The organism is Sphingobium sp. SYK-6, from assembly GCF_000283515.1.
In the GTDB taxonomy this organism is placed as follows: Bacteria; Pseudomonadota; Alphaproteobacteria; order Sphingomonadales; family Sphingomonadaceae; genus Sphingobium; species Sphingobium lignivorans.
In genome coordinates this window covers 1-11,831 of sequence record NC_015976.1, presented here as the reverse complement: position 1 = coordinate 11,831, position 11,831 = coordinate 1, and the positions used below count along the sequence as shown (strand labels likewise).

Genomic DNA, 11,831 nt, shown 5'->3' with positions numbered 1-11,831 from the left:
TCGGCGCCGGTGCCTCCCGCTGCGCTATTTCCGGCGCATCAGCCAGGGCTTCACCGCGCCGGTCGGCGCGGGCTTGCCGTCCAGCCGGACCGCGCGGACGATCGTCACCCGGTTCTTGATCATCTGTCCGAACATGACGCCGCGCCCGCAGCATGTGTCCAGCGCGAGAATGCGCTTCACCACGTCCATGCCCGCCACAACATGGCCGAACGCGGCATAACCGGGATAGCCGGGCCGGGCGTCCAGCGTGGGATTGGGGCCGACCTGGATCGAGAAATTGCCGGTGCCCGAATCCGGGTCCTTGTGCCGCGCCATGGAAATGACGCCGTCGAGATGGCGAATGCCCGTCTTGTCCGTGGGCTCCAGCTTCACGGTCGGGAAATAGATGCGCCGCGCATCCGTATCGATGCCGCCCTGGACGAAGCCGGTCTTCGGATTGCCCTTGTGGCGCGTGGCGCGATAGAAGGTCGTGTCGTCCAGCCGCCCGTCATCCACATAGACGAGGAAGTTCTTCGTGGTGAGCGGCGCCCGCTTCGCATCCAGCGCCAGCACGATATTGCCCATGCTCGTCTCGAGCCGGACCCGCACATAACCCGGCGTCGGCCGGCTGGCGGAAGGCGGCTGGGCCTGGAGACCGGAGAGAGGCAGGATGAGAAAGGCCGCCAGGGCGAGGAGAAAGCGGGACAAAAACAGCAAGATCGTTCCTGGGCTGAGGTGGATCGTCCCCCCAGCATGTCACATCTGCGCGTGCCTGTTCAACCGTGGCGGGACGAGCGCCGGGCATCTTCCGCCCGGACGGGCTCATTCCCCGTCGAGCAGCCCCCTCAGCATCTCCGCCGTCGCGGCCGAGAGTGTCCAGCCGAGATGGCCGTGCCCGGTATTGTAGAGCACCCGCGGGTTCCGCCCGGCGCGGACCACCGGCATCATGGACGGCGTCATCGGCCGCAGCCCCGCCCAGGGGACGACCGCATCGGTCTCCACGCCCGGGAACAGCCGCTCCGTCCAGGCAACCAAAGGACGGATGCGATCGTCCCGGATATCCCTGTTGTAGCCGTTGAACTCCGCCGTGCCCGCGACCCGAAAGCGATCGGCACCCAGCCGGCTCGTCACGATCTTGGCGCTTTCGTCCAGCAGGCTGACCCACGGCGCCGCGGCGCGGCTCGCCTCGTCATTGAGCGCGACCGTGATGGAATAGCCCTTGACGGGATAGATGTTGACCCGGTCCCCCAGACTCGCGGCCAGCCGCCGGCTTTCCACGCCCGCGCAGACAACCAGCCGATCGCAGATAAGCGTACCGCCATCGGGCGCCGCCAGCTCCAGCCGCACCTCCCGCTCGCCCGCGACGATCCGCTCCACGCCCGCCCCGAGCCTGAGTGCGGCGCCGCGACGTTCGCAAGCCGCGGCAAGCCCGCGCGTGAACTTGTGGATGTCGCCGGTGCTGTCCGACGGGGTGAAGAAGCCGCCATGGAAGGTGCCGTTCAGCGCCGGCTCGATCTGCGCGATCTCGGCCGGGGTGACCGGATAGCGATCCAGCCCCGCCTCGCGCAGCAGCGCATTGGCGCGATCGGCCTGACGAAAGCCGGCCGCGTCATGATAGACATGCAGGATGCCGCGTCGCTCGAGATCGAACGCGATGTCCTCCTCCTCCGCCACCCGGAAGAGATGCTCCCGCGCGGCAATGGCGAGGCGCGCCGTCTGGATGCTGTGCGCACGATAATTGCCGATCTGTCCGCAGAACTCGGCAAGCCAGCTCAGCTTGTGCCAGCTCGGCCGGGGATTGAGGAGCAGCGGCGCGGACGGCTGCGTCATCCAGCGCAAGCCCTTGAGGATCGTGCCCCAGCTGTTCCACACTTCCGCATTGCTGGCGGAGAGCTGGCCGCCATTGGCGAAGGACGTCTCCATCGCGGGATAACGATGCCGGTCGATGACCGTCACCTCATGACCCGCGCGGACCAGCGCATAAGCTGATGTAATTCCTGTTATTCCACTACCGACGACGGCGATTCTCGCCATGGCTGGACACTCCCGGGCAGGCCGTGACTCATTACCCTCTCCACAGAAGGCATAGTCCCGTCTGTTCGGTTACCTGAGAGCGTCGATCCGCGGCGCGGACCGTTCCCCTTCGGTGGGCGCCTGGCCGGACGCCTCTCTCCAGACTGTCCTGGCGATCCGGTCCCTGGTACCTGAGAGTTTCCGGGACCGGTTGCTCCTTCGGCGCCGGACCTGACTGATCGGGCCCGGACTCTCCCGGATCGCGTCATGGCGGACCGTAATTTTATGTCGCAACCTTGAAATCTTGTCAACGCGCCTCGCGCGCCGCGCCGGCAGGACCGGACGGGCGCGCGCGGCGGCGGTTCAGGCGATGGCGCGATGCCGGTTCGCCACGAGATGATCGACCACGCCCGGATCGGCGAGCGCGGAGATATCGCCCAGCTGGTCCACGGCATTCTCGGCGATCTTGCGAAGGATGCGGCGCATGATCTTGCCCGAGCGGGTCTTGGGCAGGGCAGGAGCGAACTGGATGACGTCCGGTGTCGCGATCGGGCCGATCTCGTGGCGCACCCAGCGCACCAGCTCGGCGCGCAGGGCATCATCCCCTTCCTCGTTCGCGTTCAAGGTCACATAGGCATAGATGCCCTGGCCCTTGATGTCGTGGGGCATGCCCACGACGGCCGCCTCGGCGACCTTGGCATGAGCGACGAGCGCGCTCTCGACTTCCGCCGTGCCCATGCGATGGCCCGAGACGTTGATGACGTCGTCCACGCGGCCGGTGATCCAGTAATCCCCATCCGCATCGCGCCGGCAGCCGTCCCCCGTGAAATATTTGCCGGGATAGGTCGAGAAATAGGTCTGGAAGAAGCGCTCATGATCGCCCCAGACCGTACGCATCTGGCCCGGCCAGCTGTCCGCGATGACGAGATTGCCTTCCACCGCGCCTTCCAGGACATGACCTTCCGGATCGACGACCTGCGGCTGCACGCCGAAGAAGGGCCGCGAGGCACTGCCCGGCTTGAGCGGGATGGCGCCGGGCAGCGGGGTGATCATGTGCCCGCCGGTCTCCGTCTGCCACCATGTGTCCATGATCGGGCACCGGCGCTCGCCCACGACGGAATAATACCATTCCCACGCCTCCGGGTTGATCGGCTCGCCGACCGACCCCAGCAGGCGCAGCGAGCTGCGGCTGGACTTGCGGACCCATTCGTCGCCCTCGCGCATGAGCGCGCGGATCGCGGTGGGCGCGGTGTAGAAGATGTTCACCCCGAACTGGTCCACCACTTGCCAGAAGCGGCTGAAATCGGGGTAGCTGGGGACGCCCTCGAACATCACCGTCGTCGCGCCGTTGGCGAGCGGGCCGTAGACGATGTAGCTGTGCCCCGTGACCCAGCCGATGTCCGCCGCGCACCAGTAGATCTCGCCCGGCTTGTAATCGAACACGACATGATGGGTGAGCGCCGCCCAGAGCAGATAGCCGCCCGTCGTGTGCAGCACGCCCTTGGGCTTTCCGGTGGACCCGGACGTGTAGAGAATGAACAGCGGGTCTTCCGCACCCATCTCCACGGCCGGGCAATCCGCCGGCACGCTCTCGCGCAACTCATGATACCAGTAGTCCCGGCCGGGCACCATGGTCACCGGGCCGCCGGTGCGCCGCACGACGATGACCGTCGCGCACGCCGTGCAATGGCCGAGCGCCTCGTCGACATTGGCCTTGAGCGGGATCTTCCGCCCACCGCGCAGACCCTCGTCGGCCGTGATGATGACGCTCGAATCGCAATCCGTGACGCGTCCCGCCAAGCTCTCCGGCGAGAAGCCGGCGAACACCACGCTATGAATGGCGCCAATGCGCGCGCAGGCCAGCATCGCCATCGCCGCCTCGGGAATCATCGGCATGTAGATGGTGACGCGATCGCCCCTGCGGACACCCTTGGCCTTCAGCACATTGGCGAAGCGGCAGACTTCCTCATGGAGCTCGCGATAGGTGATGGTGCGGCTCTCGGCCGGATCGTCGCCTGCCCAGAGGATGGCCGGCACATCGCCCTGCGTCTCCAGATGGCGATCGAGGCAATTCGCGGCGATGTTCAAACTGCCGTCCGCGAACCAGCGGATGCCGAAATCGGCCTCGTCGAAACTCGTATCCTTCACCTGCGTGAAGGGCCGTATCCAGTCCAGCCGCTGCGCCTGCTCCCGCCAGAAGCCCTCCGGATCGCTGAGGGACTGCGCATAGAGGCGGGCATAGGCCTCCGCGTCGACATAGGCTCTTTGACGCCATTCGGCGGGAACGGGATAAACGGTCTGATTCAAGGCGCTCTCTCCTGACTCTTGCCGGACTGACCGCGAGCGGCGGACCGGACACATACCAAGTTTGGAATTGGCAGCAGCCTAATCCTATTGGCCGGGAACCCGGGCTGGCGATTGCATCCTTTGCAGATATGGATGCACGTTCCGGCACGCTTGTCCATGGATTCCGGCACGCGAGCCGTGGGCTGGCCACCCCCAGGCGGCGATCAGCGGGAGAGGTCGCGCATGATATGCCGTCGCGTCAGGCGCCTTCGCCCCAGAGAATTTGCCCATCGGGATCGGCCAGCTGCGCGAGGCGGCGGGCGGCGCGGCGGGCAAGGCGCTGGACCTCCGCCTTGCGACGGGCCGGGCTGAGTGGCTCGCTGGGCGCGGCCCGCACGATCTCGGCATCATATTGATCCGCGACGATGAGCCCGGTGCGTCCCGGCCAGAGCGCCTCGCCCTCGAACAGCGAAAGATCGAACCCCGCCGGCACCGCCCAGAAATAGCGATCGCAATAGTCGAAATAATCCGGCCATTTGCCATCGCCGAGCAGATCCGCCCGGCTGCACTTGATCTCGACCGCGATGATGCTGCCGCGCGCGTCCACCGCCATGATGTCGAGCCGCCGGCCATTGGGCAGCGGCACTTCCGCGACGCCGAAAATATCGTGCCGGGCGAACAGGCGCAGGACGCCGCGCGTCACTGCCGGCGCCGTGCCCTCGAGCAACGCGGTCTGCAGGACGAGATCAGGGCCGGAAACGCAATCCATTCGACCGGATTAGAACAAGACAGGAACAAGAACAAGGGGCCTGAACGCATCCGGCCCCCGAAAGCACGCCTTATCGGTAGAAGACATGGCCCCCGATGCGCGTGAGCTTCGCCCGGTTCCAGCCCGGCTGGACCCGGGTGCTGTGGAAGAAGAGGGCGCCCTGCACGGGATTTTCCCAGCTGCCTTCCATGGCGATCTCGGCAATGGCCTTGGCGGTGCGCCACTGCGGTGCGGTCTCGGGCGCCGTGGGCAGACGACCGCTGCGCACGAAGCTGAACTGGCCGGGCTGAGTCACCACGCCGCACAGGCTGGTGGGGAAACGGCCCGACTTGGCGCGCTGCAGGACGACATTGGCGACGGCAAGCTGGCCGGACAGGCTCTCGCTGCGCGCTTCGTAATAAATGGCGGTTGCGAGGCAATGCTCGTCTTCGCTCAGGGCGCCGCGCTCATCGACGGCGGCGACCAGTTCCGGCAGGCTGTCGGGCTGCTCGGGATCCGCGAGCGGCGAGAAGCCCGCATCGGACGAAAGAGACGTATCGGGCTCGACCGGAACCGGAAGCGCGGCTGGCGCGTTCACAGTAGCAGGAACCTCGAAGACGGCCGGCGAAGTATCCGTGACTTCAGCCAGCGCGAGAGTGGACGACATGAGTCCGAACGCCGTCAATGCGGCGATGACAGTAGTGTTGGGCATGAACCTTCAGAATATGGCGGTGGGTCGGATGACGAAGCCCGGGCCGCATTTGTCATGCGGTCACTCGATGCTCCGGTCCGCCCCCCGTCTGCGTGTTTGCCATGGCGTGTCCCCGTGACCGCCTGGGCAACCTGCGCGGGAGTGGAGGCGCTCTTTGCCGCTGGGCGCTGTATTGTCAAGCAGCGCAGAGGATCGCGGCGGCGAGCTGTTCCCCGTCTGCGACATCCAGTTCCACGAACCAGATATCCGGGTCCGAACGCACGCGACGCTCAATATATTCCATCATTTCAAATGGTTGATCCATATTTCGCGGCCCGCAGGGAGTGAGTTCCACAGCACCAGACAGCGCCGTCACGCGCTCGTAGAAGCCATGATTTCGTCCCTTTTCAACGAGCTGCACGACAATGCTGCCACTCTCCGGCTCGCCCTTGTGAAGCACTGCGGCCATGCCGCCCTGCGCTTCCACGGCGCGCACAAGCGCACCGACCAGGAACTGCGTCGTCGGCCGGCTGCTCATGGCGCTTCGGCATAGCCGGGCAGGCTGGCAAGCGCGATGGTGGAGCGCATGAACGTGCCGGTGCCGCGACCGACTTCCTCGCCCTCGCTGTCGATCAGCCGCGCCTCGGCGACATAGACGCGCCGCTTCCCGCTGAGCCAGCGTCCCTCCGCCACGACCGGACCGGCGCGGAGCGGGCGCGTGAAAAAGAGGTTGAAGGCCGTGGTGAGCAGGAAACGATCGCTCACCAGACTGTTCGCGGCATAGAAGGCCGCGTCATCGAGCATCTTGAAATAGACCGTGCCATGGGTAGCGCCGCCGGCATGGAAATAGGTCTCGTTCACATCGAAGGCGATGCGCGCTTCTCCCGGCGCAGTGACCGAGAGCCGGGAGGGAAAGAGCTGGTTGATGCGCGCCGAGGCATATAGCCGCTCCAGCGCGCGAAAATGGGCAGCCTCACCCGAGGGCGCCATGCCCTCAGGCAGCGTCACGCGTCTCGCCGCCGGCGAGCAGGGCATAAAGCGCGGCATCCGAGCGCACGCCGCGAATGCGGGCGAGGTGACGCTCGTTGCGCAGCAGGCGTGAGACACGCGCCAGGGTCTTGAGATGCTCCGCGCCGCTGTCCGACGGCGAGAGCAGCATGAACACGACATCCACCGGCGCCTCGTCGATCGCATCGAACGCGATGGGTTCGGCGAGCAGGACGACGACGCCGTGCACCTTGTCCAGATGATCGAGCTTGGCATGGGGGATGGCAATGCCGCCGCCGAAACCGGTGGAACCCAGCCGCTCGCGCTCCGTGATGCGCTCGATCACTTCGGTCGCATCGAGGCCGTAGGCGTCGGCCGCAAGCTGCCCGAGCTTCTGGAAAAGCTGCTTCTTGTTGGGAAGCGTGACCGCAGACGAAACAGCGTCCGCTGCCAGCAAGTCGCTGAAATTATCCATGTTCAACCTGTGTCCTGCGGCGGCCTGCAGATGATGTCGGATGCTGGCGAGCCGGCCCTGCGCTGCCGCGGGGAGAAACCGTGGGGCCCCATAGAGCTTATAGCCCCTGGGGTCAACCGCCACCCCCGCCGCCGGGCAGGGGTGGGGTCGTTGGTCGGCGCAGCGAAGGCCATCCGAGCGAGGCAGCGTCATTCCCGCCCCGCATCATCCGATCAGCCGCCGGCAGTCACTTGGGGGGTTCGACCCAGCCGATCGTCCCGTCATTGCGGCGGTAGACCATGTTGAAGGCAGCGGTGCCGCTGTTCACGAAGAGCAGCGCGTTGGTGTTGCGCAGATCGAGCATCATCACCGCGTCCGACACGCTTGCCCGGGGGATATCCACCCGCATCTCGGCAATCACCACCGGCGCGTCAGCGATGTCCTCCGCATCGTCCTCTCCGCTCGACTGGAAGACGACATAGCTCGCATCGTCGATGGTATCCGTCGCGTCGCGCTGCGCCTCGGCAGCGGCGGTCTGCTCATGCCGGTCCTTGAGGCGGCGCATGTAGCGGCGCAGCTGCTTGTCGATGCGTTCGGCGGCCTGGTCGAAGCAGTGGTGCGCGTCATGCGCCTCACCGGCGCCCTTCAGGATGAGTCCGGACATGACATGACAGACGATATCGCAGCGGAAGGCACCATGCGGGGCGTGGCTGAACGTCACGCTCGCGGAAATGGTGCGCGAGAAATATTTGTCTGCAATGGCCTTCAAGCGCGTGGAGACATGCTCCTGCAGGGCTTCACCGGTGTCGACCTGGTGACCCGATACGCGGATGTCCATCAACTTTCTCCTTCTTCTTGGGCCTTGATGGCCTGTGTAAGCGGGATGGCGGGGCCCCGGGCCGTTGCCCTAGGCCACGCCATCCCGCCAGATGGGATTGTCCAGCTTGTCGAGAAAGGCCGCATGGCGCGCCAGTTCCGCTTCGCTGGGGAAAAAGGGGCGGGGCGGACGCGGCGCGCGGCCAGCCATGGCGGGACGCAGAACGGCCGCGCTCGTGCCGACCACGATCTGCGCCTCCGCCACCAGGCCAAGGCCGATCTGCCGTCCACCGGTCAGTTCGATATAGAGTTGCGCAAGCAGCTCGGCGTCCAGCAAGGCGCCATGCTTGACGCGGTGGCTGCGATCGATGCCGTAGCGCGAGCACAGCGCATCGAGGCTGTGCTTTGCCCCGGGATGAAGCGTGCGGGCGATGGTCAGGCTGTCGATCATGCGCTCGAGATCAACGAGCGGTAGCCGGCAGCGTTCCAGCTCCGCATTGAGGAAGCCGAAATCGAACCGGGCATTGTGCGCCACCAGCTTGTCGTCGCCCAGAAAGTCCAGCAGCTCGGCGGCCTTCTCCGCAAAGCGCGGCTTGTCCGCCAGGAACCGGTCGGACAGGCCATGCACGGCCTCGGCCGCCGAGGGCATCGCGCGCTCCGGATTGAAATAGCAATGATAGGTCGCGCCGGTGGGAATGCGATTGACCAGCTCCACACAGCCGATCTCGACGAGCCGATCCCCGGTCAGCGGATCAAGGCCAGTGGTTTCCGTATCAAAGACGATTTCGCGCATTGTCGCTCTAGACTCGTGGGGTTGGCATTATCGGACCAGCGACCGGCGAAGGCAAGCAATCAGGCCCCGCACCTGCGCTCTTGTCCGCCATTTGGGACAGCCCGTCTCGATCACCACATCGGCGCGCGCGCGCTTGACGTGATCGGGCATCTGGCTGGCGCGGATCCGGCGGAAGCGCGCCTCTGTCATCCCCGGCCGCGCCATGACCCGGCGGCGCTGGAGGAAGAAAGGCGCGGAGACGACCGCGACCATGTCCAGCCCGCGCTCGGCCCGCGTCTCGAACAGCAGGGGAATGTCGAGCAGCACGATGGGATAAGCGCGATGCCGGGCCAGGAAATCGCGGCGCGCCGAGCGCACGGCCGGATGCACGATGGCTTCCAGCGCCGCCATTTCCTCAGGCTGGCCAATGACCCGCGCGCCCAGCGCCTGCCGGTCGACCCCGCCCGCGCCGGTGGTGCCGGGAAAGCGCGCCTCGATCGCGCCAATCAGCGCGCCGTCCGGGCCCTGCAGCCGGTGCACCTGTGCATCGGTATCGAACACCGGCACGCCCATGGCGCGCATCATGCCGGCCACGGCGGACTTGCCCATGCCGATCGATCCGGTGAGGCCGAGCCTGAAAGGGCGATGGGGCATGGACGGCGGTCAGGCGGGCGCGAGCAGGCGTTCGCGCAGCTCCGCATCCAGCGCGCGCGGGGCATCGGCATCGAAGAAGATGTCGAAGGCAAGCGCCGCCTGGCCGATGAGCATTTCCAGCCCGTCCACCGTCTCGAGCCCGCGCGCGCGCGCAGCGGCGAGAAGGGGCGTCTCGAGCGGCGCATATACGATGTCATAGACGACCGCCCGGTCCGGCAAGGCGCGCAGATCGGGCTGATAAGGCGGCTGGCCGACCATGCCAAGCGAGGAGGAATTGACCAGCAGATCCGCAGCGGGCAACGGCGCCGCGAAATCCTGCACATCGCCTTCCATGCCGAGCTTTTCCAGCAGCGCATGGCCCTTTGCGGCATCGCGCGCGACGATGGTGATCGCGCTCACGCCCACCGAACGCAGCGCGAAGCCGATGGCGCGCGCCGCGCCGCCCGTGCCGGCGAGAACAGCGCTGCTGCCCTGCCATTTGCGCGCCAGCAGCGGCTGGAGGAAGCCGCCGGCATCGGTGTTGGTCCCGATCAGCGGCCCGCCCGTCTCGCAGGCGACGGTGTTGATCGCGCCGATCCGCTCGCGCACGCCGCCCGGATCGTCCACGAACTCCAGCGCCGCGACCTTGTGCGGTATGGTGATGTTGCAGCCCAGCCAGTCCGGATCGGCGCGCCGGCGCAGGAAATAGGCAGCAAGCTCGTCCGGCCGCACATGCGTCTTGCGATATTCGGCATCGATGCCGAGCGCCTCCAGCCAGAAATTATGGATGGTCGGCGACTTGCTGTGCGCGATGGGATCGCCGATCACTTCGGCATAAGGGCGTTGCTGGCTCATGCCGGCAAGATAGAGCGTGTGCGCAAATAGTCGAGCAAAGGCAGCAGGGGCAGGCCCTGCACGGCGAACAGGCTGCCGGAAATGCGGGAGAAGAGCTGGGCGCCCGGCCCCTCCACCCGGTAGCAGCCGACGCACCACCGGCACGCCTCCCAATCGAGCGCGAGATAGCGGTCGATGAACGCGGTGCTCAGCGGCCGCATGTGAAGCGTCACGCTCTCGATGTGGCGCCATTGCGCCGCGCCGCCCTGCGCGATCACCGCCGCGCTGTGCAGCTTGTGCGCGCGGCCGCTCATCCGCTCCAGCAGTGCGGCGGCTTCCTCCCGTGTCGCGACCTTGTCGACCCGGCTGCCATCGTCCAGCTCTAGCGTCTGGTCGCAGCCGAGCACGAAATCGCCGGGATGGCGGATGGAGGGCCGCTGCGCCTTCCATTCGGCCAGCGCATCGGCAAGATCCCGCGCGCTGAGGCCTTCCGCTTCCAGAGCACCCTTGACGGCGTCCTCGTCGATGCCGGCTTCCACCAGCTCGAAGGGGACTGCGGCCTGCTCCAGCAGACGGCGGCGGCTCTCGCTCTGCGAGGCCAGCATGAGACGCGGCCCGCTCATACCGGAAGCGAACTGCCCAGCCCGGCGGCGAGATTCTTCAACCGCTCCTGATAGAGATTGACGATGGCCGCCGCCGTCTCCTCGATCGAACGCCGGGTGACGTCGATGACGGGCCAGCCCTGATCGGCGAACATGCGGCGCGCATGCGCGACCTCGCTGTTGACCCGCTCGATATCCACATAAGGCGTGGCCGGCGCCTGATTGAGCGACAGCAGCCGATTGCGGCGCACCTGCACCAGCCGTTCGGCGCCCGCCGTCAGGCCGACGACCATCGGATGCCGGAGCTTGAACAGGCTGGGCGGCGGCGGCGATTCGGGCACGAGCGGGATGTTGGCCGTCTTGTAGCCGCGATTAGCGAGATAGATGCTGGTGGGCGTCTTCGAAGTGCGCGACACGCCGGCGAGGACGATGTCCGCTTCCTCCCAGTTTTCCCAGCCGACGCCATCATCATGCGCGATGGTGAACTGGATCGCGTCGATCCGCGCGAAATAGGCTTCGTCCAGCACATGCTTGCGGCCGGGCCGGTTGCGCGTCTCCTGACCGAGAAGATTCGACATGGCATCCGTCACCGGGTCGAGCGGCGCGACGAAGGGAATGCCCATGGCGCGGCAGCTGCTCTCCAGCTTGCGGCGCAGGGACTGGTTGGCCAGCGTGAAAAGCACCATGCCGGGATTGCGCCCGACTTCCTCCATGATGCGTTCCAGATGCTGCTCGGAGCGGACCATCGGCCAGAAATGACGGATCGTCTCCACATTCTCGAACTGCGCGATCGCCGCCTTGCCGATATGTTCCAGCGTTTCCCCGGTGGAATCCGAAAGCAGGTGCAGGTTCAGCCGATCCATGCGGGGAACCATGTGGATAAATGCCGGATAAGGCAAGGGACAGGACAGTGGATGAAAGGCCGACCCGGAATCGTCCGCGCTACGGCGATCGCGACTCGATCACTTGTCCACAGCAGGGCCGGTTTGCGCACAGGCTGTGGGAAATGTGGATGA

Annotated in this window: 14 protein-coding genes and 2 riboswitches; all 14 genes read right to left on the bottom strand. The window is 66.3% G+C overall.

Annotated elements, in window-relative coordinates:
- Positions 1–24 precede the first annotated feature (24 nt).
- Positions 25–696, bottom strand: a complete 672-nt coding sequence (locus SLG_RS00070) for a peptidylprolyl isomerase (RefSeq protein ID WP_014074341.1) — start codon at positions 694–696, stop codon at positions 25–27.
- A gap of 105 nt (positions 697–801) precedes the next feature.
- Positions 802–2,013, bottom strand: coding sequence for a D-amino acid dehydrogenase (locus tag SLG_RS00065; RefSeq protein ID WP_014074340.1), 1,212 nt, complete (start codon positions 2,011–2,013; stop codon positions 802–804).
- Between the two features lie 57 nt (positions 2,014–2,070).
- Positions 2,071–2,159, bottom strand: a riboswitch (glycine riboswitch).
- A gap of 1 nt (position 2,160) precedes the next feature.
- A riboswitch (glycine riboswitch) is annotated at positions 2,161–2,260 on the bottom strand.
- 95 nt (positions 2,261–2,355) lie between these two features.
- Entirely contained in the window at positions 2,356–4,299 is a 1,944-nt protein-coding gene (gene acs / locus SLG_RS00060; RefSeq protein ID WP_014074339.1) for an acetate--CoA ligase, read from the bottom strand.
- 238 nt (positions 4,300–4,537) lie between these two features.
- The gene (locus SLG_RS00055) at positions 4,538–5,047 is read right to left on the bottom strand and encodes an MmcB family DNA repair protein (RefSeq protein WP_014074338.1); all 510 of its coding nucleotides are present in this window, start codon (positions 5,045–5,047) and stop codon (positions 4,538–4,540) included.
- 70 nt (positions 5,048–5,117) lie between these two features.
- Entirely contained in the window at positions 5,118–5,693 is a 576-nt protein-coding gene (locus SLG_RS00050; RefSeq protein ID WP_231848709.1) for a cell wall hydrolase, read from the bottom strand.
- Between the two features lie 220 nt (positions 5,694–5,913).
- The gene (locus SLG_RS00045; RefSeq protein WP_014074336.1) at positions 5,914–6,255 is read right to left on the bottom strand and encodes a DUF1491 family protein; all 342 of its coding nucleotides are present in this window, start codon (positions 6,253–6,255) and stop codon (positions 5,914–5,916) included.
- Positions 6,252–6,752: a PaaI family thioesterase gene (locus tag SLG_RS00040; RefSeq protein WP_041391652.1), complete on the bottom strand. Its 501-nt coding sequence runs from the start codon at positions 6,750–6,752 to the stop codon at positions 6,252–6,254. The genes SLG_RS00045 and SLG_RS00040 overlap by 4 nt, the downstream gene beginning before the upstream one ends.
- The gene (locus tag SLG_RS00035; protein WP_014074334.1) at positions 6,712–7,179 is read right to left on the bottom strand and encodes a PTS sugar transporter subunit IIA; all 468 of its coding nucleotides are present in this window, start codon (positions 7,177–7,179) and stop codon (positions 6,712–6,714) included. The genes SLG_RS00040 and SLG_RS00035 overlap by 41 nt, the downstream gene beginning before the upstream one ends.
- A gap of 226 nt (positions 7,180–7,405) precedes the next feature.
- Complete coding sequence (gene hpf, locus SLG_RS00030; RefSeq protein ID WP_014074333.1) at positions 7,406–7,996, bottom strand: ribosome hibernation-promoting factor, HPF/YfiA family; 591 nt, start codon at positions 7,994–7,996, stop codon at positions 7,406–7,408.
- Positions 7,997–8,065: 69 nt separating this feature from the next.
- On the bottom strand, positions 8,066–8,767 hold the full coding sequence (dnaQ, locus tag SLG_RS00025; protein WP_014074332.1) for a DNA polymerase III subunit epsilon: 702 nt from the start codon (positions 8,765–8,767) through the stop codon (positions 8,066–8,068).
- A 27-nt stretch (positions 8,768–8,794) separates the two neighbouring features.
- The gene (coaE, locus tag SLG_RS00020; RefSeq protein ID WP_014074331.1) at positions 8,795–9,400 is read right to left on the bottom strand and encodes a dephospho-CoA kinase; all 606 of its coding nucleotides are present in this window, start codon (positions 9,398–9,400) and stop codon (positions 8,795–8,797) included.
- Positions 9,401–9,409: 9 nt separating this feature from the next.
- A complete protein-coding gene (locus SLG_RS00015; protein WP_014074330.1) occupies positions 9,410–10,234 on the bottom strand; it encodes a shikimate dehydrogenase family protein in 825 nt (274 codons plus the stop codon).
- Entirely contained in the window at positions 10,231–10,836 is a 606-nt protein-coding gene (locus SLG_RS00010) for a Maf family protein (protein WP_014074329.1), read from the bottom strand. The genes SLG_RS00015 and SLG_RS00010 overlap by 4 nt, the downstream gene beginning before the upstream one ends.
- Complete coding sequence (locus SLG_RS00005; protein ID WP_014074328.1) at positions 10,833–11,678, bottom strand: pyruvate, water dikinase regulatory protein; 846 nt, start codon at positions 11,676–11,678, stop codon at positions 10,833–10,835. The genes SLG_RS00010 and SLG_RS00005 overlap by 4 nt, the downstream gene beginning before the upstream one ends.
- Between the last annotated feature and the right edge of the window lie 153 nt (positions 11,679–11,831).

Excerpts from the sequence above, each read along its gene's own strand:
- hpf (WP_014074333.1), bottom strand. The coding sequence starts at position 7,996 with ATGGACATCCGCGTATCGGGTCACCAGGTCGACACCGGTGAAGCCCTG.
- SLG_RS00015 (WP_014074330.1), bottom strand. The coding sequence starts at position 10,234 with ATGAGCCAGCAACGCCCTTATGCCGAAGTGATCGGCGATCCCATCGCG.
- SLG_RS00005 (WP_014074328.1), bottom strand. The coding sequence starts at position 11,678 with ATGGATCGGCTGAACCTGCACCTGCTTTCGGATTCCACCGGGGAAACG.
- SLG_RS00050 (WP_231848709.1), bottom strand. The coding sequence starts at position 5,693 with ATGTCGTCCACTCTCGCGCTGGCTGAAGTCACGGATACTTCGCCGGCC.
- SLG_RS00065 (WP_014074340.1), bottom strand. The coding sequence starts at position 2,013 with ATGGCGAGAATCGCCGTCGTCGGTAGTGGAATAACAGGAATTACATCA.
- dnaQ (WP_014074332.1), bottom strand. The coding sequence starts at position 8,767 with ATGCGCGAAATCGTCTTTGATACGGAAACCACTGGCCTTGATCCGCTG.
- SLG_RS00040 (WP_041391652.1), bottom strand. The coding sequence starts at position 6,752 with ATGCCCTGCTCGCCGGCGGCGAGACGCGTGACGCTGCCTGAGGGCATG.
- SLG_RS00010 (WP_014074329.1), bottom strand. The coding sequence starts at position 10,836 with ATGAGCGGGCCGCGTCTCATGCTGGCCTCGCAGAGCGAGAGCCGCCGC.
- SLG_RS00035 (WP_014074334.1), bottom strand. The coding sequence starts at position 7,179 with ATGGATAATTTCAGCGACTTGCTGGCAGCGGACGCTGTTTCGTCTGCG.
- SLG_RS00055 (WP_014074338.1), bottom strand. The coding sequence starts at position 5,047 with ATGGATTGCGTTTCCGGCCCTGATCTCGTCCTGCAGACCGCGTTGCTC.
- SLG_RS00045 (WP_014074336.1), bottom strand. The coding sequence starts at position 6,255 with ATGAGCAGCCGGCCGACGACGCAGTTCCTGGTCGGTGCGCTTGTGCGC.
- coaE (WP_014074331.1), bottom strand. The coding sequence starts at position 9,400 with ATGCCCCATCGCCCTTTCAGGCTCGGCCTCACCGGATCGATCGGCATG.